General features: G+C 71.9%; 21 protein-coding genes. 12 read left to right on the forward strand and 9 right to left on the reverse strand.

Features of this window, described 5'->3' with window-relative positions; genetic code table 11:
- The first annotated feature begins 309 nt into the window (after positions 1 to 309).
- Positions 310 to 525: a hypothetical protein gene (locus WMF45_RS01630; RefSeq protein ID WP_437715223.1), complete on the forward strand. Its 216-nt coding sequence runs from the start codon at positions 310 to 312 to the stop codon at positions 523 to 525.
- Positions 526 to 546: 21 nt separating this feature from the next.
- On the opposite strand, the gene WMF45_RS01635 is transcribed toward WMF45_RS01630, so the two are convergent.
- Positions 547 to 1,380 carry a hypothetical protein gene (locus tag WMF45_RS01635; RefSeq protein WP_437715224.1) on the reverse strand — a complete coding sequence of 278 codons (834 nt, stop codon included), beginning with the start codon at positions 1,378 to 1,380 and terminating at the stop codon, positions 547 to 549.
- A gap of 297 nt (positions 1,381 to 1,677) precedes the next feature.
- Positions 1,678 to 2,256: a protoglobin family protein gene (locus tag WMF45_RS01640; RefSeq protein ID WP_437719479.1), complete on the reverse strand. Its 579-nt coding sequence runs from the start codon at positions 2,254 to 2,256 to the stop codon at positions 1,678 to 1,680.
- A gap of 380 nt (positions 2,257 to 2,636) precedes the next feature.
- On the opposite strand from WMF45_RS01640, the gene WMF45_RS01645 reads away from it, so the two are divergent.
- Positions 2,637 to 3,527 carry an SDR family oxidoreductase gene (locus tag WMF45_RS01645; protein ID WP_437715225.1) on the forward strand — a complete coding sequence of 297 codons (891 nt, stop codon included), beginning with the start codon at positions 2,637 to 2,639 and terminating at the stop codon, positions 3,525 to 3,527.
- A gap of 148 nt (positions 3,528 to 3,675) precedes the next feature.
- Here WMF45_RS01645 and WMF45_RS01650 read toward each other — a convergent pair whose 3' ends face one another.
- Both WMF45_RS01650 and WMF45_RS01655 read right to left on the reverse strand, forming a co-directional pair.
- Positions 3,676 to 4,110 (reverse strand): hypothetical protein, encoded by a 435-nt coding sequence (locus WMF45_RS01650; protein ID WP_437715226.1) that lies wholly within the window; start codon positions 4,108 to 4,110, stop codon positions 3,676 to 3,678.
- Between the two features lie 80 nt (positions 4,111 to 4,190).
- Positions 4,191 to 4,904: a hypothetical protein gene (locus tag WMF45_RS01655; protein WP_437715227.1), complete on the reverse strand. Its 714-nt coding sequence runs from the start codon at positions 4,902 to 4,904 to the stop codon at positions 4,191 to 4,193.
- 93 nt (positions 4,905 to 4,997) lie between these two features.
- Here WMF45_RS01655 and WMF45_RS01660 point away from each other — a divergent pair, with 93 nt between their 5' ends.
- The 3 genes from WMF45_RS01660 to WMF45_RS01670 all read left to right on the forward strand — a co-directional run bounded on the left by WMF45_RS01660 (position 4,998) and on the right by WMF45_RS01670 (position 7,707).
- On the forward strand, positions 4,998 to 5,639 hold the full coding sequence (locus WMF45_RS01660) for an O-methyltransferase (protein WP_437715228.1): 642 nt from the start codon (positions 4,998 to 5,000) through the stop codon (positions 5,637 to 5,639).
- 101 nt (positions 5,640 to 5,740) lie between these two features.
- Positions 5,741 to 6,640 (forward strand): type III pantothenate kinase, encoded by a 900-nt coding sequence (locus WMF45_RS01665; RefSeq protein ID WP_437715229.1) that lies wholly within the window; start codon positions 5,741 to 5,743, stop codon positions 6,638 to 6,640.
- Positions 6,637 to 7,707: a FecCD family ABC transporter permease gene (locus tag WMF45_RS01670; RefSeq protein ID WP_437715230.1), complete on the forward strand. Its 1,071-nt coding sequence runs from the start codon at positions 6,637 to 6,639 to the stop codon at positions 7,705 to 7,707. The genes WMF45_RS01665 and WMF45_RS01670 overlap by 4 nt, the downstream gene beginning before the upstream one ends.
- A gap of 19 nt (positions 7,708 to 7,726) precedes the next feature.
- Here WMF45_RS01670 and WMF45_RS01675 read toward each other — a convergent pair whose 3' ends face one another.
- The 4 genes from WMF45_RS01675 to WMF45_RS01690 form a co-directional block, all read right to left on the reverse strand.
- Positions 7,727 to 8,125: a (deoxy)nucleoside triphosphate pyrophosphohydrolase gene (locus WMF45_RS01675; RefSeq protein ID WP_437548910.1), complete on the reverse strand. Its 399-nt coding sequence runs from the start codon at positions 8,123 to 8,125 to the stop codon at positions 7,727 to 7,729.
- A gap of 90 nt (positions 8,126 to 8,215) precedes the next feature.
- Positions 8,216 to 9,319 (reverse strand): FHA domain-containing protein, encoded by a 1,104-nt coding sequence (locus WMF45_RS01680; protein WP_437715231.1) that lies wholly within the window; start codon positions 9,317 to 9,319, stop codon positions 8,216 to 8,218.
- A gap of 292 nt (positions 9,320 to 9,611) precedes the next feature.
- Entirely contained in the window at positions 9,612 to 10,265 is a 654-nt protein-coding gene (ruvA, locus tag WMF45_RS01685; RefSeq protein WP_437715232.1) for a Holliday junction branch migration protein RuvA, read from the reverse strand.
- Positions 10,235 to 10,750, reverse strand: a complete 516-nt coding sequence (locus WMF45_RS01690; protein WP_437715233.1) for a hypothetical protein — start codon at positions 10,748 to 10,750, stop codon at positions 10,235 to 10,237. Before WMF45_RS01690 ends, ruvA begins: the two co-directional genes overlap by 31 nt.
- A gap of 204 nt (positions 10,751 to 10,954) precedes the next feature.
- Here WMF45_RS01690 and WMF45_RS01695 point away from each other — a divergent pair, with 204 nt between their 5' ends.
- The 7 genes from WMF45_RS01695 to WMF45_RS01725 all read left to right on the forward strand — a co-directional run bounded on the left by WMF45_RS01695 (position 10,955) and on the right by WMF45_RS01725 (position 18,676).
- Positions 10,955 to 11,362 carry a hypothetical protein gene (locus WMF45_RS01695; RefSeq protein ID WP_437715234.1) on the forward strand — a complete coding sequence of 136 codons (408 nt, stop codon included), beginning with the start codon at positions 10,955 to 10,957 and terminating at the stop codon, positions 11,360 to 11,362.
- Positions 11,359 to 12,693 (forward strand): LysM peptidoglycan-binding domain-containing protein, encoded by a 1,335-nt coding sequence (locus WMF45_RS01700; RefSeq protein WP_437715235.1) that lies wholly within the window; start codon positions 11,359 to 11,361, stop codon positions 12,691 to 12,693. Before WMF45_RS01695 ends, WMF45_RS01700 begins: the two co-directional genes overlap by 4 nt.
- Before the next feature lie 247 nt (positions 12,694 to 12,940).
- Positions 12,941 to 14,581 (forward strand): tetratricopeptide repeat protein, encoded by a 1,641-nt coding sequence (locus tag WMF45_RS01705; RefSeq protein WP_437715236.1) that lies wholly within the window; start codon positions 12,941 to 12,943, stop codon positions 14,579 to 14,581.
- 397 nt (positions 14,582 to 14,978) lie between these two features.
- Positions 14,979 to 15,551, forward strand: coding sequence for a hypothetical protein (locus WMF45_RS01710; RefSeq protein ID WP_437715237.1), 573 nt, complete (start codon positions 14,979 to 14,981; stop codon positions 15,549 to 15,551).
- A gap of 1 nt (position 15,552) precedes the next feature.
- Positions 15,553 to 16,758 carry a matrixin family metalloprotease gene (locus WMF45_RS01715; protein ID WP_437715238.1) on the forward strand — a complete coding sequence of 402 codons (1,206 nt, stop codon included), beginning with the start codon at positions 15,553 to 15,555 and terminating at the stop codon, positions 16,756 to 16,758.
- Positions 16,759 to 17,349: 591 nt separating this feature from the next.
- Positions 17,350 to 17,610 (forward strand): hypothetical protein, encoded by a 261-nt coding sequence (locus WMF45_RS01720; protein ID WP_437715239.1) that lies wholly within the window; start codon positions 17,350 to 17,352, stop codon positions 17,608 to 17,610.
- Between the two features lie 355 nt (positions 17,611 to 17,965).
- Positions 17,966 to 18,676 (forward strand): hypothetical protein, encoded by a 711-nt coding sequence (locus tag WMF45_RS01725; RefSeq protein ID WP_437715240.1) that lies wholly within the window; start codon positions 17,966 to 17,968, stop codon positions 18,674 to 18,676.
- Positions 18,677 to 18,748: 72 nt separating this feature from the next.
- Here the strand turns inward: WMF45_RS01725 and WMF45_RS01730 are convergent, their stop codons facing one another.
- Entirely contained in the window at positions 18,749 to 19,132 is a 384-nt protein-coding gene (locus tag WMF45_RS01730) for a hypothetical protein (RefSeq protein ID WP_437715241.1), read from the reverse strand.
- Positions 19,133 to 19,169: the final 37 nt, after the last annotated feature.

Here is a 19,169-nt window from a genome sequence, read left to right on the forward strand (position 1 = left end):
ACACTTTGACCCGGCGCGCACGCCCGGCGCGCCGCGCGGAAAATCCCGGCGCGGAGGGCGCCGCGCGCCGCCATGGCCTCCTCCGCTGTGGCGATTTGCCTTCTCGCGGGATACCCCACGTCCGCCGGCCGGGGCGCCCGGGTGACCCGGAGCTCGGGCGCCGAGCTCGCTTTGCGCGGCACAACGGCTCTCCGGGCCTGCGATCCAGCGGGTGAGTCGCGTCAGAACAGCGATTGGTACGCCCCCTGCTTGAGTGTTCGATGTCCCCTGCATCGCATGCGGACAGTACACAACGAAGGAGGACAACCCATGTTGCGCAAGGTGCTCGCAGTGCTCTTGGTCTCCACGATTCCCCTGGCCGCCGGCTGTTTCGTCGACGCGGACGACGACAAGGACGAAGGCGAGGACGACTGCATCACGGCATGTTCGACGGATCGAGACGATTGTGTCGCGGCGTGTGACGACGACGGCGATTGCGTCTCGGCGTGCGAAGAAGATCACGACTGCGACTCGCTCTGCATCTGAGCGCGCCGCGCCGTCGCTGGTTCAGTGATGTCGCCCGGCCAGGCGCCGCGAGAGCCTGGCCGCGAGCGACGGGCGCGTCCGGATCATGTGCCGCGTCGGCCGGATCCCCGAGGGGAAGGCGGCCTCGGCGAGCGAGGGCATGAGCGCCTCGTCCACGTTCTTGAGGGCGACAACGCGCTCTTCCCTCCGCTCGATCCAGAGGAGCTCGCCGTCGCCGGCGCGCCCGAGCCGCGGCTCGTCGCCGGCGATCGGCGAGCCGCCGTGGAGCTGCCACAGCGCGGCCTCGACGCCCGCCGCGGCGCCGGCGTCGTCCCACGCGGACGCCCATGCGGTGCCGATCGCGTCCGTCTTCCGATCGCGCACGAACAGGGCGCGATCGCCGTCCCAGGCCGCGGCCAGCGCGCGCATGTCGCCGAGATCGAGCGCGCCCTCGAGCGGGCGCAGGAGCAGGTAGGTGAGCCACTCGCCGAGGGTGTCCCAGTTGAGCCGCTCGAGCCGGTCGTCGAGCGTGGACGGCATCTCGTCCAGGCCGACGCCGACCTCGGGGTCCTGCGCGTCGAGGGCGAGGATCTGCTGGGTGCTCGCCGGCGTCCGCGTCGTGAAGAGCGCGTCCTCGCTCGACCAGTCGAACGGCGGGAGCCTGTCGATGAAGGGCGTCGCCGCGCTCGCGCCGGTCAGGTTGTGGGCGCAGTACTCGAGCCCGAAGCTGTAGGAGAACGATGGATACGCCATGAACAAGAGGGGGAGCCCGCTCCCGGCGAGGAGCTCCTCCCGCTGCGCATGCACCGAGGACAGCGTCTCCCGGAGGTCGGCGTCGGCGGCGAAGTAGCCGAGCCGGCCGTAGGTCGCGGCCATCTCCTCGAGATCGGCCTCCTCGGCGGCGTCGGCCGCCGCCTCCTGGTCCGCCTCGAATGTGCCGGGCTCTTTGTCGCGGCGTTCCCGCCCGACCCAGGCGATCCGAAGGCGCCCTCGCCGGCGCGTGGCGCGCGCGGCGGGGCGGCGCAGCGCGCGCCGTTGTGCGCTTGCGCAAGCGGTCGCGCGATTGCGCAATGGGCCGTCCGCCGGACGTGCCGCCGCCCCCGGGACGCGGGCGCGCAGCCCCCCGCTGTGGTCCGTCCCGGCGGGCGACGCATGGCTGGAGGGGGAGGGGGATCAGGCCGCCGAGACGTAGTGGCGCGCGAGGAGGTCGTTCTGGAGCCAGAGCAGCTTGTTGAACGCGCGCAGGGTGCGCACCTCGGCTTCCCTGTCGAGGCCCAGCGACAGGATGGTCTGGAGCAGGGCGTCCGACACGAAGCCCATGAGCGCGTTCATCTGCACGAGCGGGACGACGACCTCGGGATTGCCGGCCTTCGCGGTGTGGATCTTCCCCACCATGTCGAGGTAGGCGACCATCTTCGGATCATACGGGTGGGTCACGAGCCGGACGAGGTAGGCTGAGAGGTGCTGCTTGCGGAACTTGATCTGCTCGTGGTCCATCGTGAGCGACGCGAGGTCGACCGGGGGCGCCCCCTCGTAGCCGTGCTGCTTCGGCACGAAGTGGCGCTTCGTGGCGTCGTAGAGGAACAGCTTCTCGTACACCGCGTTGACGAGCGCCTCGACGCGCGGGGCGAGGTGCGGCGCGGCGCCGTGGATCGCCGCGATGTCCGCCTCGCCGAAGCCGACGAACTCGATGAGATACCCGAACCGATACTCGAGATCTGACTCCAGACGGCTCTCGTCGATGTGTTTCATCACCACGGTTCTCCTCCGCGTCTTCGCCGGCGGCGTGCCGCGAGACAACGCAGGGTGAAGACACCGGACCAGCTGTCACCTGTCAAGCCTTGACGTGACAGGCCGCGGCGGTGCCGCGCGACAGGGGCGCGCGCCGTCTGCTCGATCCACGTCGATCCACACCGATCACCGAGAGATGTCTGCCGCCGTGTCCGCTCGGGAGCGCCCGGCGAGGGTCCGACGGCGCGCGCCGCTCGCTGGTCGCTGCGCCGGTGTAGGGGGAGCTCCGATCTGGAGAGCAGGCGGCCACCGATGGCTGGGCTGTGCCGCCGCCCTTATGGCCAGGGTTCGGTGGGAGCGCGTTCCGCCTCACCCCCACAGCGCAGCGTCAGGAGGAGGTTATGCAGAACACTGGACCGACAGCGGATCCGAAAGGCGCGGGCCCGAAGCCGCCTTTCGAGGGCAAGACACAGGAGCGTCCCGGAATCGAAGCCAAGATGGATCCGAGGCCCGATTACGGCGAGTCGTCGTACAAGGGGCTCGGCCGGCTGAAGGACCGCATCGCGCTGATCACCGGAGGGGACAGCGGGATCGGCCGAGCCGTCGCGCTCGCGTTCGCCCGCGAGGGGGCCCACGTGGCGATCTCCTACCTGAGCGAGCACGAGGACGCGAAGGAGACGGCGCGGGTCATCAAGGAGGCCGGGCGCGAGGCGCTCACGCTACCCGGCGACCTGGCCGACGAGGCCCATTGCCGGAAGGTGGTCGAGGACGTGGCGCGTAAATTCGGGCGCATCGATGTCCTTGTGAACAACGCGGCCGAGCAGGGCAAGGCCGTCGAGCGGTTCGAGGAGATCGACGCAGCGCGCCTCGAGCGCACCTTCCGCGTCAACATCCTGGCCATGTTCCACATGATCCGGTACGCGCTGCCGCACATGAAGGAAGGCGGCTCGATCATCAACGTCGCCTCGATCCAGGCGTACCAGCCGAGCCCGGCGATCCTCGATTACGCGTCCACGAAGGGGGCGATTGTCACCTTCAGCAAGGGCCTGGCGCAAGAGCTCATCGAGCGTGGCATCCGCGTCAACGTCGTGGCGCCCGGCCCCGTGTGGACGCCGCTCATCCAGCAATCATTCGACAAGGAGAAGGTCGCCTCGTTCGGCAAGAATCATCCAATGGAGCGCCCGGCGCAGCCGGCCGAGCTCGCCCCCGCATTCGTATTCCTTGCCTCGAACGAGGCAATCTACGTCAACGGCGAGGTCCTCGGTGTAACCGGCGGCAAACCCCTCTCCTGAGGGGCTCACCCGCTTCGGATACGGGCCCACCTCGGCGTTTTCGGTGCTCAGCGTACAAGAGTACGCTTCCGCGCCGAAAACACCGATCTGGGCCCGTCTCCTGTGCGGGTGAGCCCCGCTTACGGGGTGGAGGGAGCAGCGGGATGCGTCAAGGATCGGTGAGCTGCTTCAGGTCGACGCTGACGCCGAGGTGGTGGAGCGCGTCCTCGGGGCGGGTGAAAATGCCCATCGGCTTTTCATAGCCCTTCGAAAGCCGGCCGACCTGGAGCACCCCGGTCGCGCTCTTCAGGAGGACCGCGGTCTTCTTGAAACCTTGCGTCAGCCGCGTGTGACAGTGCGCGAACGCATTCTCGAATCCGGCGTCGTTGCGCAGCGGTGCGTCGCGGGCGTCGACCAGCAGGAGCGTGTGCCGCCTGGCGATCGCCTCGAGCGACCGATCGATGCGATCGAAGCTCAGCTCGATCGCCGCGATGCTCGGATAGTTCAGCGAATATCGCTTGATGAGCACGAGCTGCTGAGCGGGGTCGTGATGGACGACCGCGTACGGGTCCCGCTCAATCTCGCGCAATCCGAGGAAGGCCACGACGGAATGTTATGCCTGTTCGCCCAGGGCGTCGACCCCCGCGGCGCCGCACGGCATGGCGGCCCGCGGCGGCTCACCGGTCACTCGCAATCCGCCCCGCACCGCGCCTCTTCGCATGCGAAGACCGCCCCGGCAGCCTGCACGCCGTCCGCGTGCATCGCCGAGCACACCTCCAGGCAGCCATCTCCGTCCGCGCGGCACGCATCCACGCACGCGAGCATTGCCCTGCACGACGGCTCGGCGACGCACGCGTTCATCTCGGCTGCGCACCCTGTCAACCGGCAGGACGCGCAAGGGGACAGCGCGTCTCGCGATGGGCATTGCGCGCTGCACCGCTCGGACGCGCAGCCGCCCTCGAGGAAGATGCCCGAGATGCCCCCCCGGTGCGCCGTCAGGCACGCCTGCTCGCAAGCCACGTCCTCCGCCGCGCAGCCGAGGAGGCAGTTGCCCAGCGCGGCGCACTCCGCGCTCCGCTGGCACGCGCAATAGCTCTCCTGGCAGCGCAGGGCGAGGCAGGTCGTGCACGGATCGCCGAGCGACGCGCAGTCGTAGACCGCCTCTCCCCCCGCGCCGCCGCCGGCCGTCGTGGAGCTCGCCCCCACGCCGGCGCCTGCGCCGCCCGCGCCGCCCATGCCTGCGCCGCCCGTGCCCCCGCCTGCACCGCCCGTGCCCCCGCCTGCGCCGCCCGTGCCGGCTCCGCCGGAGCCGCCCGTCCCGGGGCTGCCGTCGGTCGAGCTGCAGGCGGCCGCCAGGAGCGCCGCTGCGGCGCACGTCTTCCAGGAAGAGAAGGCCATGGTCGACGCTACCGCGAAGGCCGCCGGCGGCTCAAGGTGAGGTGAGGAGGGAGCGCGCACCGATGCTACGGTGCCCGGCCGAGGAGCCTCGCCATGATCGCTATCGTCAATCCAGAGCTGGATCGCTACGTTCACGACCACTCCGAGCCGCCGCCCGCGCTCCTCGATGAGCTGCGCGAGTTCACCCTGACCCACGAGCCGAGGGCCGTCATGCAGGTCGGGCGGGTCGAAGGCTCCCTGCTCAGGATGCTGGTCGCGCTCATGCAGGCGCGCCGCGTGCTCGAGATCGGGACGTTCACCGGCTACTCGGCGCTCAGCATGGCCGAGGCGCTCCCGCCGGACGGCGAGCTCATCACGTGCGATCGCGACCCCGAGGTGGCCCGCATCGCCCGATCGTTCTTCGACCGCAGCGAGCACGGCGGGAAGATCCGGATCGCGCTCGGCGACGCGCTCGCCACCCTCCGCGCCATGCCGGCGAGCCCCGCCTTCGATCTCGTGTTCATCGACGCCGACAAGGAGCGGTATCCGGCCTACTACGAGGAGGCCCTCCCGCGCCTCCGCAGCGGCGGGCTGATCGTCGCGGACAACACCCTGTGGAGCGGCGAGGTCCTCGCCCCCGAGAGCGTGGACGGCCGCGCCATCGCCGCCTTCAACGATCTCGTCTTCCGCGACCCCCGGGTCGAGAAGGTCATGCTCACCGTGCGCGACGGGGTGACGCTCGCGCGCAAGCGCTGAAGGCCGGGCGCGGCGGGCGTGCGGCAGCGCGCCGCGCGCGCCGGCAGCGCGTCCGAAATCCTGGCAGGATCCCGGGCGCGCGGCGCTAGAGTCGGGCCAGCATGCTGCTCGCCATCGACGTCGGGAACACCAACATCAGCTTCGGGGTGCTGGAGGGCGAGGTGCTCCAGCACCACCTCCGCTGCGAGAGCGCGCGCTCCCGCACCTCGGACGAGTACGCCGTGCTCGTCCGGCAGATGCTCGACCTCCGCCGCGTCGACCTCGCCCGCATCGACAGCGCGATCGTCGCGAGCGTCGTGCCGACGCTGACCGACACGATGGTGGGGCTCGTCGAGCGGGCGTTCGGGATCGAGCCGCTCGTCGTGGGGCCCGGCATCAAGACCGGCATGGCCATCCTCTACGAGAACCCGCGCGAGGTCGGCGCCGACCGGATCGTCAACGCGGTCGCGGCGCACGAGTGGGTGCGGCGGCAGCCCGAGCCCGCGCCCCGCGCCGCGCCGGCGCGAGCGCACGCGGCCGAGCACGACCGGGGGGATCACGCCGCCGCCGGCGTCATCGTCGTCGATTTCGGCACGGCGACGACGTTCGACTGCGTGACCCCGAAGGGAGAGTACCTGGGCGGCGTCATCGCGCCGGGCATCCAGATCAGCGCCGAGGCGCTCTTCTCCCGCGCCGCGCGGCTGTCCCGCGTCGAGATCGCGCTCCCGCCCCGGGTCGTCGGCCGCAACCCCGTCCACTCGATGCAGTCGGGCATCGTGTACGGCTACGCGGGGCTCGTCGACGGGCTCGTGGGCCGCCTCCGGCGGGAGCTCGGCTACCCGTGCCGCGTCATCGCAACCGGTGGCCTGGCGCGGCTCATCGCGCCGCAGACCGAGACCATCGAGGAGGTCGACGACGACCTGACGCTCACCGGGCTGCGCCTTATCTACGAGCGGAACGCCGAGCGCAACAGCGGGCCCGCCACCCTGCCGCCCGCGGCGCGCGGAGGCGGCCAGGATTGACCTTGCCCGTGTCCGGCCACGCCCCGCGCCGAGCGAGCGCGCCCTCCCTCCCGGCGCCGCCGGCGTCCGGCCGGGGCCCCCGCCGCGCGCTCGTCCTCACCGCGGCGCCCGCGGCGCTCGTGCTCTCGCTCGTCCTCGCCGTCCTCCTCGGCGCCGAGCCCGTCTCGATCGCGCGCGCCGTCGCCGAGCCCGGCCTCGACCGGACCCTCCTCATCGACGTGCGCCTGCCGCGCGTGCTCCTCGCGGCCGTCTCCGGCGCCGGCCTCGCGGCCGTGGGCGCCGCGTTCCAGGCGCTGCTCAGGAATCCGCTGGCCGAGCCGTACGTGCTGGGCGTCTCCGGCGGCTCCGCGCTCGGCGCCGCGGTCGCGATCGCGCTCGGCGTCGGCGCGACGACCGTCCTCGGCGCCACGCTCCTGCCCGCGGCGGCGCTCGCCGGCGGCCTCGTCGCGACGCTGCTCGTCTACGCCATCGCGCGCGGCGCGGCCGAGGGCACCTCCGGCGCCTCGATGCTGCTCGCCGGCGTCATCGTGAACTCCATCGCGGCGGGCCTCATCTCCTTCCTCAAGACGCTCGTCTCTCCCTCGCGCGCCCAGCAGCTGCTCCGGTGGCTCATCGGCTTCGTCGAGCTGCCCACGACCTCGGCCCTCCTCGGCGTCGCCGCCTACGTCGCCGTCGGCTGCGCCGTGCTCCTCGCCGACGCCGCGCGGCTGAACCTCCTCTCGCTCGGCGACGAGTCGGCCGGGACCCTGGGCGTCGACGTCCGCGCCGTCGAGCGCCGGGTCTTCCTCGCGTCCTCGTGCGTCGTCGGCGCGATCGTCAGCCGCACCGGCCTCATCGGCTTCGTCGGGCTGATCGTCCCGCACGCGGTCCGGCGGCTCTGCGGCGCGGATCACCGGCGGCTCCTGCCGCTGTCGCTCGTGGCCGGCGCGGTCCTGCTCGTCACGTGCGACCTCGTCGCGCGGCTCCTGTTCCGGTGGCTCGGCACGGAGCCGCCCGTGGGCGCGGTGACCGCGGTGCTGGGCGGGCCGATGTTCCTCGTGCTGCTGCGGCGCTCGCCGCGCCTGTGAGGGCGCAGGCGCGGGCGCGTCAGGTCATGCCGAGGAGCTTGTTCATGCTGGCCTCGTCCGCCGGCGTGAACGGGTAGCGATCGAACTCGGCGCTCGTGACCCACCGGAACGCGTTCACGGCCAGCGAGGCGAGCTCGCCGCTCCTGATGTGGCACTCGTAGAGGTACAGATCGACGACGTAGCGCTCGTAGGGGTGGCTCACGAACGAGATCAGCTGGCCCACCTCGATCTCGACGCCGAGCCGGTGGCGGACCTCGCGCTTCAGCGCGGCCGCGTCCGTCTCGGTCTCCTCCACGCGCCCCCCGGGGAACTCCCAGAGCATCGGGAGCACGGCGGTCGGCCGGCGCTGGGTGATGAGGTACCGGCCGTCCTGTTCAATCACGGCGGCGACCACGCGGATGGTGCGGACCATTTCCATGGCGAGTGCCTCAGGGCTGCTGAGCGTACGATGCGGCGTCGGGTTGTGCGAGCGGGACGGTCGCGCCCTCGGGGTGCCGCTGGCGCGCGCTCAGACGTTGATGCGGAACAGTTGCTGACCCATGAGCAGGATGTCGCCGCCCGTGATCTCGGTCTCGCCGAGGACGCGGAGGAAGGTGCCGTTCGAGCTGCCGAGGTCCGTGAGGAACAGCCGGCCGCCCTGGAGCGAGATCTGGCAGTGGAGCCCGGAGACGTAGCCGTCCTCGGGGAAGAGGATGTCGCCGCGCTCGCGCCCGAGGTGCAGGCCGGTGTCGGGGACCGGGAACGCGTTGCCGGTCGCGTCCCTGCCGATGATGAGGGCCAGCCGCGCGACGTAGCCCTTCGAGGGGCTGCCGAGCCGCTCGACGCCGTCGGGGGTCGTGGGCGCCGGGGAGAGCGGCTCGACGCGGACGATCTCCTGGCCGATGCGGAAGACGTCGCCGTTGTCGAGCTGCACCGGCGTGTCCCTGCGCAGCCTGCGGTAGACGCCGTTCAGCGAGCCCTCGTCCTTGACGAAGAGCCGCCCGCCCTTGATCGAGAACGTCGCGTGGCGCGGCGAGAGGTAGCTGTCGCCGCCGAAGATCGTGCCCGAGTCGCGCCCGATCAGCGTGGGGTTCGTGGGCAGCGTGTACGAGCCGGCCTCGGTGCCGTCGGCCCGGAGCGCCGTCAGCACGACGTTCGCGGCGCCCGAGGTGGAGACGACCGGCGTGGAGGGCTGCGCGGCCTGGCCCGCCGGCTTGACGAGCTTGAAGCCGCACAGCGCGCAGAACTTGTTCGACGGCGGGTTGGGCTCCTGGCACTGGGGACAGACGACCGTCCCTGCGCCGGCCGCCGCCGGCGTCGCGGGCGCGGCTCCGGCCGCCGCGGCCTTCTTGCTGGCGCCGGTGTCCTCCCCGCGGGCCGGGGCGATGAACGCCGCGGGATCGACGAGCGCGGGCGGCGGGGTCGCGACCGCGGGGCCCTTCTGGGCGCCGGTGCCGATGGCGGTCGGCTCATCGCCGTAATCCTTCGCCCGCGTCGCCGCCGGCACGCCGTGGGGCGGGGTGCCGGCCGCGAACTTCTTGGGCGAAACGTCGCGAGGCAGCTCGGCGCCGCAGCCGAGGCAGAACTTGTAATGGTCCTGATTTTCCTTGGAGCACTTCGGGCAGGTGATCACCACGCCTCCTCACAACGAGCGACCGGACTGGATCCCAGGGCGAACGGCGGCGGGAGCATATTCGCCGCGGCGGCCCTCTGTCGACTGTCTGTCGCTCCTCCGCCCCTCGAGCGGGGGGTCGCGCGCCGCCGCCCGCCCGTTCGCCGGGGCGATTCCGCCCGGCAAATCGCGGATCGCCGGGCGCGGGCGGCCGCGTTTTTCCGGGAGCGGGCGACCGCGTTTTGCCGGGAGCGGGCGGCCGCGTTTTTCCGGGAGCGGGCGACCGCGTTTTTCCGGGCGCCGGCGGCGTGGGTCACTTGGAGAGGAGCGCGAGCGCATCGCGCACGAGGTCGCCGAGCGGGGCGCTGTCGACGCGCGCGCCGAGGGCGGTGACGGCGCGCTCGGCCTCGGCCGGGCGGTAGCCCATGCGGGTGAGCGCGCTGTGCAGGAGGTCCTGCTTGGCGCCGGTGGCCGCGGGCGTGGGGGCCGCGGGGGAGAGCGGGGCCGCGGGGAGGTGGACGAGCTTGTCCTTCAGCTCGAGGACGAGGCGCTCGGCGGTCTTCTTGCCGACGCCGGGGATGGCGGTGAGGCGCGCGGTCTCCCGGCGGGTGATCACCGCGGCGAGCTCCCCCGCGCCGAGCGCGCTGAGGATGGCCATCGCGATCTTCGGGCCGATGCTGGAGATGCCGATGAGCACGCGGAAGGCCGCCCGGTCCTCGCGCGTCGCGAAGCCGTACAGGAGGAGCGCGTCCTCGCGCACGTGGGTGTGCACGAACAGGGTGATCGCGTCCGAGCCGGCCTTCGCGTTCGCGGCGATGCCGCGCGCGCGCCCCAGCGCCCCGAGCGGGACGGTCACCTCGTAGCCGACCCCGCTGACGTCGAGGACGACCGTGCCCTCGTCGCCTTCTTCCACGACGTGGCCGGAGAGCCGGCCGATCAATTGACCTTGGCCCCTTGCTGGATCCACCTGCGGATGGCGTCGCGCTCCGCGGAGGGCAGGGGGTCGCCTCCAGAGGGCATCGGGTCCGCGCAGCCGTCGGGGGCGCACTCGAGGTCCCCGCAGCTCAGGGTGCCGTCGAGCTTGTGCATGAGGAAGCTGTTCGCGGGGTCGCCGGCCGTGATCCGCGCCATCCCGGAGGGCGCCCTCGACGCGGCGCCGACGTTCTGGGCCACGATCGCGTCGATCTGCGCCTGCGTGGCCTGCTCGCTCAGCGGCGGGCCGAGGTACGCGAACCCGGCCGAGCCGGCCTCGGCGCCGTGGCACGTCGAGCTGAACGCGCAGGACCGCTGGAAGATGGGGAGGACCTCGCCCGCGAAGCTCACCTCGGGCGTGGTGCCGTCGAACTTGCTGTAGTCGAAGCACTCCGTCGCCGCGGGCCCGGGGCCGTCGTCTCCGCAGCCGGCGCCGGCGCACGCCGTCGCGACAAGGAAAATCAGGAAGAGTTTCCGCACGTTCACCCCTCGCACCAGATCTCGGGGCGGGACCCTAGCAGAACTGCGCGCGCTCCGTAACGCGTGACGTCGCGCCGCCCACCTCCGGTCGCGTGCGGTTGTTCCGGCGCGTCGTCCCGTCGGGGCGCGCGGCGTCCCGTTGCGGGGCGCGAGATCGCCGCGCGTTTGGCCGGCCGGCGCGGCGGCGGGTAGGCTGGGCGTCCCATGAGGATTGGCCTGGGCATCGGCTCGACGGCGCTCGCGCTCGCCGCGCTCAACGTCGGTTGCGGCGGAGGGCACGACGCGGTCGAACGACAGCTCTCCGAGCTGCGCGCGGAGCTCGTCAGGGTGCGCGCGGAGAACGCGGTGCTCGCGGATCGTGTGGGCTCGCTGGAGCGCTCGCGGGGCGGCGCCCGCAGCGCGGCGCGCCCTGACGAGTCCGGGGCGCGCGCCGTGCCTCCGGAGGAGCCGGACAGGCCTGACCTCGAGGTGGTGCGGCTCGGGCCGGAGGACGACGGCGCGCGGCCGCCGGTGCTCCGCTCGACCGCGAACGGCGCCGTGATCGAAGAGCCCCCGGGCGGGTCGCCGCCGCCGAGCCCGCCCCCCTCCACCCTGTCGAGGCGCAAGCGATGAAGTTCCCCGCGAAGGCAACCCTGGTCCTGGTCTCCCTGGCGATCGTCGCCGCGCCGCCGCCGGCGCGCGCCCAGGACCAGCAGGGCGGCGAGGAGGGCGCCGGCCAGGCGCCGGGCGTCACCGTGGTCCAGCTCCCGAGGGGCGAGCCGACCGTCGAGACGCAGGTCGTGGTGCCTGGTTATCCGCAGCCGGGGTTCGATCCGAACGCCCACCTGCCCTCGAGCTCGCGGGGCACGACGGACACGTCCCGCCCGTCGGACGGCTTCGATCTTGGCCGCCGCAGCGAGGGCCCCGCCTCGGTGAAGGGCGGCGCGAACGGCAGCTACGTCGTCGAGGGGCAGTTCGTGCCCGAGTCGCACTCGGTGCGGCGCGGCGACACGCTCTGGGACATCTCGGGCAGGTACTACACGAACCCGTATGCGTGGCCGCAGGTCTGGGCGCTGAACCCGCAGCTCCAGAACCCGCACTGGATCTACCCGGGCGACCGGATCCGGCTCCGCGACCCGAGCGAGGGCCCGACCCGCGGCAGCATCGGGTTCGGCGCGAACCAGCTGGGGCGAGGCGGGCGCGTGCCGGCGAAGACGATCTTCCTGCGCGAGCTCGGCTGGGTCGACGACGTGAAGAAGGACACGTGGGGGGAGCTCGTCGCGAGCCCCGACGACCAGATGCTCCTCAGCGAGGGCGACGACGTCTACCTCCGCCTCTCGGACGATCACGACGTCTCGATCGGCCAGGAGCTGACGATCTTCCGCGAGATCAAGAAGGTGAAGAGCGGGGACGTGAAGGGCGAGCTCGTGACGGTGCGCGGCACGGCGCGCGTGGATCGTTACAACCCGAAGACGCACATGGTGCGCGCGCGGCTCATCGAGTCGCTCGACGTCGTCGAGCGCACGGACAGGGTCGGCGCGGTGCTGCGCCGCCTCGACGTGGTGCCGCCGGTGGGCGCCGAGGCGGATCTCGAGGCGAAGATCATCGCGGCCGTCTACCCCTACCAGCTCGTCGGGCAGCACCAGGTGGTGTTCATCGACAAGGGCGAGAAGGACGGCGTGAAGCCGGGGCAGCGCTTCTTCGCGGTCCGGCGGGGCGACCGCTGGCTGCAGCAGATCAGCGGCGCGGGCAAGCTGGCCACGGTCCGGCCGCGGGTGCAGGACGAGCGTCCGGCGCAGGTCGACGAGCCGAAGTTCGGCGTCGACGAGGAGCTGCTGCCGGACGAGACCTACGCCGAGCTGCGGGTCGTGCATGTGCGCGAGCGCACGGCTGCGGCGCTCGTGACCCACGCGATGTACGAGGTCGAGCGGGACGCGGTGCTTATCTCGCGCAAGGGCCTCTGAGGATCGACCGTCCACCGCTTTTCACGGCCGGGGTGTGCGGGGCGAAGCCCACAGGCCCGCGTCCGATTGCGTGAGCGAGCCAACGTGCGGGAAGGCAGCGGCCCCAGCCGTCGGCGCGCCGCCGCTCGGGACCGGGGCGGCGGGGGCGCCGGCGGCGCCGGCGAAGTGACACCAAGCGCTGCCGCCGCGGTGACCGCGCAATGTCTCCACGAGGGGGGCGCCGGCGCGGTATGATGTTCCGCCTGGCATGCGTCGCCTTCCCGAAGTCCAGTCCGAGCTGAGGGGAGTGGACGGCGATCCTCCCACGCAGCGTTCGTTCGACAGCGTGACGGATCGCTGCACGCCGAGGAGCGGATCGCTGGCCGATGTGCTCGGCGAGGGGGTGGTGCGGGGGCCCCGTTCGAGCGCGGCGCCCCCGAGCCTCAACAGCACCCCGCCGGAGGCGCGCGGCCACGCGCTGCGGGAGCGCGGCAACCTGCTCCTCCGGCGGAATGATTACGCGGGCGCCGCGCGCGACTACGACGAGGCGCTCGCGATGTTCCGGGCGACGGGCGACGCGCTCGGGCAGGCCCAGGTGCTCATGGATCGGGGCGCGCTGCGCCTGCGGGAGGGCGTCCCGGTGCAGGCGGTGCGCGACTACGACGAGGCGCTCGCGCTGTTCCAGGCCGCGGGCGATCGCGCGGCGGAGGGCGACGCGCTGCGGGCGCGGGGCTTCGCGCGGGCCGAGGAGGGCGATCTCGGCGGCGCTGTGTGCGACTACGATCTGGCGATCCACCTCTTCCTGCAGCTCGGCGATCGCGAGCCGCTCAAGCCCCGGGCCGGGTCGCGCGGGGCGGCCGGCGACGCCGACGCCCCGGGCCCCTCGGAGCCGCCTCGCGCCCGCCCTCACGGCGCCGCGCACGGGCGGGCGCTCAAGGCGCGCGGCGATCTGCGCGTCCGGCTCCGCAACCTGGCGGGAGCGGCGCGCGACTACAGCACCGCGCTCGCGCTCTTCCAGGACACGGGGGATCGGAGCGGGCAGGCCAGCGTGCTGAAGGCGCGGGGCGACATGCGGTTCGGCCAGGACAACGTGACGGGCGCCGCGCGCGACTACGACTGGGCGCTCACGCTCTACCAGGCGACCGAGGACCACCTCGGGCAGGCCGGCGCGCTCAAGGCGCGCGGCGATCTCCGGGTGCGGCAGGGGGATCTGGCGGGCGCCGAAAAGGATTACGACCACGGGCTCGAGCTGTTCACGGCGACGCGCGACGTCCTGGGCCAGGCCGCGGTGCTGAAGGCGCGGGGCGATCTGCGCTCCGTGCAGGAGGACCTCGTGGACGCGGTGCGCGACTACGACCGGGCGCTCGCGCTGTTCCGCACGGGCTTCGAGCGCCGCGGGCAGGCCGCGACGCTCAAGGTGCGGGGCGATCTCCGCCGCAAGCAGTTCGAGCTGGTGGCCGAGCTCGTGGGCGTCGCGGCGGCCGACGCGTCGGACCTGGAGGAGGCGCTCTCGGATTACGAGCAGGCGCTCGCCCTGTTCGAGGTGCTCGAGGACGGCGCGGGTCAGGCCGGCGTGCTGCGGGCGCGGGGCGATCTGGCGCGCATCCAGGGGGATCTCGCCGGGGCGCTGTCGCTCTACCTCGGCGCGAAGCGGCTCCTGGACGTGTCGGGCAACGCCGCGGAGCTCTCGGCGACCCTCGCCGAGATCGCCCGGACGCACGCGCTCGCGGGCCGCGCGGCCGAGGCGCGCGCCGCGGCGGAGCAGGCGCTCGCGCGGGCCGATCGCGCGACCAGCGCCGAGTACCGCGAGCTCGCGGAGGCGGTCCTCGCCGGCCGCGTCGTGGCCCGGGACGAGGCGTTCGCGAAGCGCGACTCCAGGGCGCCGAACGGCCTGAAGCGGTTCGACTGAGAGAGGCCCTGAGCCGCGCGCCGAGGCCCAGGCGCCGCTCCCGGCGAGCGGAGACAGCCTTTGATGACGCTGAAGGCGAGTTGACCGGATCGACGGACAACCACCCTGACTCCGACCGATGCTGCCGGGAGCCGGGATGACCCGATAAGGGGTATCTCCTCCCCGAGAGCTCCGGAGCGGGTCGTCTACGTGTACGGCACAAATCCAGGCGGACCACGGCGCGGGCACCAATGCCCGCTTCCGTACATGTCGGCATGGCATCGCGCCGCGGTGGGATGATCCGCCGTCACGACAGATGGGCAACACCACGGCATCGCGAGCACGTTGCAGCGCTGTTTCCTGTCTGGCCGCCGCGTGCGCTTCGGGATAGAAAAGAATGTCTTAAGGAGTCATCTACATGAAGAGAGGCTTGAAAGCAGTGCTCGCCCTGTCCGCCGCGCTCGCTCTGCTAGGCATCGGTGCGCCCGCGGACGCGACGACGGCCGTCCTTCTCTCGCGGGAGGAGCTCGTGCGCCAGTCGGCGACGATCGCGCGCGTGATCGTCGGCCGATCGTACACGGCGGAATCCGACGACGGAAAATCGATCGTGACCCGCACCGAGCTCACGATCACCCAGCCGCTCAAGGGCGGCGCGGCGGACAAGGGGGGCTCGAAGATGATTGTGCTGGAGCAGATGGGCGGGACCTACAACGGCAAGACACAGCGGCTGCTCGGCGACGCCAAGCTCTCGCCTGGCGAGGACGCCGTGGTCTTCCTGCGCTCGGGCGACAAGGGGCGGTGGCACCTCACGGCGCTGGCGCTGTCGGCCTATCACGTGGACAAGAGGGGCATGGCGCGGCGCATCCTCGATGGGCTGCACCTCGTCCGGCGGACCGGAGCCGCGCTCGTGCCCGTCGAGGCGCCCGTCGAGGCGGTCGAGCCCATCGAGAGCCTCATGACGGACGTCGTGCGCATCGCGGGAGGGAAGTGAGGTGAGGCGCCGCGTCGCCCTCGCCGCCCTGCTCGGCGCCGCCTCGTCCCTCGCCGTGGCCCGTGAGGCCGCCGCGTGGACGCCGCTCGATGACGTGGTCCCCCGCTGGGACAAGCTGCCCGTCACCTACTACATCAACCGCTCGACGATCCCGGGCGAGATCTCCGCCTTCGCCGTCGCCCGTGTCGAGACCGGGTTCGAGACGTGGTCGAAGGCGGGGTGCACGGCGTGGCAGGTCGACTTCCTCGGCGACACCACCGATCGTTACACCTACAACGACGGCAAGAACGTGTTTCAGTGGATCAGCTCCTCCTGGCCGAACATGCTCGGCGACGTCAACTCGGTCATCGGCGTCACGATGCCGGTCTGGAGCTTCGACGGCGCCATCATTGACGCCGACATGGTCTTCAACGACGTCGGGTTTTGCTGGAACGACACCGGCAACAACGGCTGTGTCGACACGCAGTCGATCGCCACGCACGAAGAGGGGCATTTCCTGGGCCTCGGCCACTCCGGCGAGCGGAGCGCGACGATGACCCCTTACTATGTCGTGGGCTCGTCGATGCGCACCATCGAGCAAGACGACATCGATGGCGTGTGCGCGCTGTATCCCATCGGCGGGACCACGGCCGCGAGCGCTGCCGCCGGCGGCGGCGGCAGCTGCGATAGCTGCTCGAACGATTCGCTCGCGGACACCTGCAGGGCGCCCTATGACGCGTGTGGTGCGTCGAACGCGTGCAAGGGATTCATCGGCTGTGTCAACGAGTGCGAGGACGACGCGTGCGTCGAGCGATGCATGGATGACCATGCCGAGGGCGCCGGCATGTATATCAGCATCCTCGAGTGCATCTGCGGGGAATGCTCGACCGAGTGCTCGACCGAGTGCGCTGGCTTCGATGGCGGCGGCAGCGGCGCCGGCGGCAGCGGGGGCGGCGGAGCGGACGGCAGCAGCGTGTCGACCTCCTCCTCCTCATCGGCCGGCGGCGGATCGACCGTGGGCGCGACCGTGAGCTCGTCTGCCGCCTCGAGCGGCGGGGTGGGCGGCGCGGGCGGCGCCGATCCCGACGACACGCCGAAGAGCGGCGATGACGAGTCTGGCGGCGATGCCGGGTGCTCCTGCTCGACGACCAGCCGATCGGCCGATCTCGGCGGCGTCATGCTCCTCGGCGTGCTCGGCGCGCTGGCGTCGCGACGGCGCCGGCGCTGAGCGTTCGATCGCGGGGCTTCAGGGGGAGCACCGGCCCCCGCGGCGGCGCGGATCGACTCTGGGCCTGCCGCGTTCTTCCGGACCAGAGAGCACCTGAGAGGACACCTGGTGGAGGCCCGCGCCGTCGGCGTGGGGGCTCTGACCTCCACCGCGCCGCGCGGGCGCCCGCCGGCGCGGCGCGGTGGAGCGCAAAAAAACCGAGATAAGCCGTCTTCCCCGCGGATCCTGGGCGCGCCGAGGGGCGGGCCGAAGCACCCCGACAACCTGGCCCGCCGGTTGCTCTATCCGGATGCGACGCCGCGAGACAGCGACGAGGGACGCCGAGGCGAGCTCGAACTCGCAAAGAGGCCGTCGACACGCGATCTCGCGAGCGCGAACACAAGGCCCAAGGACACACCACCATGAACATCAAGAACCTGCTCCTCTGCTCGCTCATCTCGTCCTTCTCGCTCGTCGGCTGCATCGCCGAGCCGCTCGAGGGCGACAGCGTCGATGAGGGCGCGAGCGACGCCGCCGAGGTCGTGGGCGAGGGCGCAGAGGCGATCATCGGCCCCGGGGGGGGACGACGGCGGCGGCCCGGTCACGAAGACCGTGAACCTCTCCTGCTCGATCACCTATCCCAGCATCTTCAACCCGAACGCCGCGATCAAGAACACCTCGCTCTTTGGCGTTCCGGAAGATGCGAAGATCACCTTCACCGTCACGCACTACTACGGCGATCCGGGGCCCTACACCCGCTCGGTCACCGGGCCGCTCGCGAAGGGCCAGACCAAGCTCGTCCCCCTCTCGCACCCCGGCGCGCTCGACGCCTACGGCTGCACCGCCAAGGCCACCTGGATCCTCCCCGACTGAACCCGCGGCGGCAGACCAGCAGCCCTGTTGCAGGGCCAGGGCGTCACCGCGCACGGAGCCCCGATGTCCCCAGGCGCGCGTCCTTGCGCGTCCTTGCGCGCCCTCGCGGTGCTCGCCTTGGCCCCCGATTTCCACGAGGGCAGCGCTCGACGTCCCGCCTGCTCCTACCTCTCTCGCCTCGTTCCAAATTACTGTTTTGCCAATTGACACAATAGAAAATCGGGCTACCCTGAAGCTCGTGACAGCGCCAGGCCGCCCGCGCGGCAGACCGAGGAAGGATCCGCAGCAGCTCGCGACATGGGTTCCGCCCGAAGGCTGGTCACGCCTTGTCGCGTGGATCTCGCCGGAGGAGCGGATGGCGCTGAAGCGCGTCGCGCTCGAGGCGAACACCTCTGTCGCGGAGCTGGTGCGTGCCCTGGCGAGCGGGCTCGCTGGGGGCGTCATCACCCCTGACGAGCTGCTCGGCCAGGTACGAAAGGGCATTCAGGTCATGGAGAAGATTCCGACGATTTTCGATCGCGGCGACGACTTCAAGGTGCTCCCGAAGCCGCGGGAGGGGTGCGAGTGGGTCTTTGCGGGCGAGGGCCGTCCCACCGAGAAGCTCGACGGCACGAACGTGCGGTTGACCCTCCGCTCGGGCCACGTGGTCCGGGTCGAGAAGCGCAGGAACCCGAGCAAGCTCCAGAAGCAGCAGGGAATCATCGACGGCTGGTACGTCGACGCCGACGAGCACGGTCCGGAAGACAAGTGGATCTTCGAGGCGGTTCGCGGGACGGAGTTCCAGGGCTGGCCGGACGGCGAGCACTCGGCCGAGGCGCTCGGACCGAGCATTCAGGGCAACCCGCTCGGGCTCGACAGGCACATGGTCGTGCCGTTCAACCTCGAGATTCCCGTCTACGACGACGTCCCGAGGACCTATGACGGCCTCCACGGCCTGTTCCAGCACCTGGAGAGCCGCTTCGCCCCGGGCCACCTCGCCGAGGGGATCGTGTTCCACCACCCCGACGGCCGGCGCGCCAAGATCAAGCGCAAGGACTTCCCCGGAGGGGCCGGCAAGTCGCGGTGAGGCTCCGGCCGATCGGGGCGCCTCTCCGCCTGGATCGAGGCAGCTCGCGGTTCGCGCCCGTACGGTGGGCGCTCAGCGCCGCCGCCTGCCGCGCGCTGGCTTGCTGCTGCCTCCGCGGCGCGGCGCTGGCTTTTCTCCACCGGGGCGCTGGGCCGGCTTCGCTCCGCCGGGGCGCTGAGCCGGCTTCGCTCCGCCGGGGCGCTGGGCCGGCTTCGCTCCGCTGAGGCGCTGAGCCGGCTTCTCCGGCGGCGCCTCCGTCGTCCGGACGACGAGCAGCGCCTGCCCGCGCTCGAAGGTCGGCGTCACGCTCGCGTAGCCGTTCTCCCGCGCGAAGCCCGCCATGTCGCCGCGGTGCTCATCCATGTACCGGCTGAACCGCGTCCAGAGATCGCGCGCCTCCTCGTCGGCGAGGGGCGCGCCGTCGATGGAGGCGGCGAGGTTCGAACGATCGTTCACTGGGTCCCGTGGCCGGGATGATGCGCCGTGAAGCGCG

The organism is Sorangium sp. So ce448 (assembly GCF_051520915.1).
Classification (GTDB): Bacteria; Myxococcota_A; Polyangia; order Polyangiales; family Polyangiaceae; genus Sorangium; species Sorangium cellulosum_B.

What these genes read in the sequence shown, in the direction of transcription:
- WMF45_RS01630 (WP_437715223.1), top strand. Translation starts at nt 310, where the DNA reads ATGTTGCGCAAGGTGCTCGCAGTGCTCTTGGTCTCCACGATTCCCCTG.
- WMF45_RS01635 (WP_437715224.1), bottom strand. Translation starts at nt 1,380, where the DNA reads ATGGCCGCGACCTACGGCCGGCTCGGCTACTTCGCCGCCGACGCCGAC.
- WMF45_RS01640 (WP_437719479.1), bottom strand. Translation starts at nt 2,256, where the DNA reads ATGAAACACATCGACGAGAGCCGTCTGGAGTCAGATCTCGAGTATCGG.
- WMF45_RS01645 (WP_437715225.1), top strand. Translation starts at nt 2,637, where the DNA reads ATGCAGAACACTGGACCGACAGCGGATCCGAAAGGCGCGGGCCCGAAG.
- WMF45_RS01655 (WP_437715227.1), bottom strand. Translation starts at nt 4,904, where the DNA reads ATGGCCTTCTCTTCCTGGAAGACGTGCGCCGCAGCGGCGCTCCTGGCG.
- WMF45_RS01660 (WP_437715228.1), top strand. Translation starts at nt 4,998, where the DNA reads ATGATCGCTATCGTCAATCCAGAGCTGGATCGCTACGTTCACGACCAC.
- WMF45_RS01665 (WP_437715229.1), top strand. Translation starts at nt 5,741, where the DNA reads ATGCTGCTCGCCATCGACGTCGGGAACACCAACATCAGCTTCGGGGTG.
- WMF45_RS01675 (WP_437548910.1), bottom strand. Translation starts at nt 8,125, where the DNA reads ATGGAAATGGTCCGCACCATCCGCGTGGTCGCCGCCGTGATTGAACAG.
- WMF45_RS01695 (WP_437715234.1), top strand. Translation starts at nt 10,955, where the DNA reads ATGAGGATTGGCCTGGGCATCGGCTCGACGGCGCTCGCGCTCGCCGCG.
- WMF45_RS01700 (WP_437715235.1), top strand. Translation starts at nt 11,359, where the DNA reads ATGAAGTTCCCCGCGAAGGCAACCCTGGTCCTGGTCTCCCTGGCGATC.
- WMF45_RS01705 (WP_437715236.1), top strand. Translation starts at nt 12,941, where the DNA reads ATGCGTCGCCTTCCCGAAGTCCAGTCCGAGCTGAGGGGAGTGGACGGC.
- WMF45_RS01710 (WP_437715237.1), top strand. Translation starts at nt 14,979, where the DNA reads ATGAAGAGAGGCTTGAAAGCAGTGCTCGCCCTGTCCGCCGCGCTCGCT.
- WMF45_RS01725 (WP_437715240.1), top strand. Translation starts at nt 17,966, where the DNA reads ATGGCGCTGAAGCGCGTCGCGCTCGAGGCGAACACCTCTGTCGCGGAG.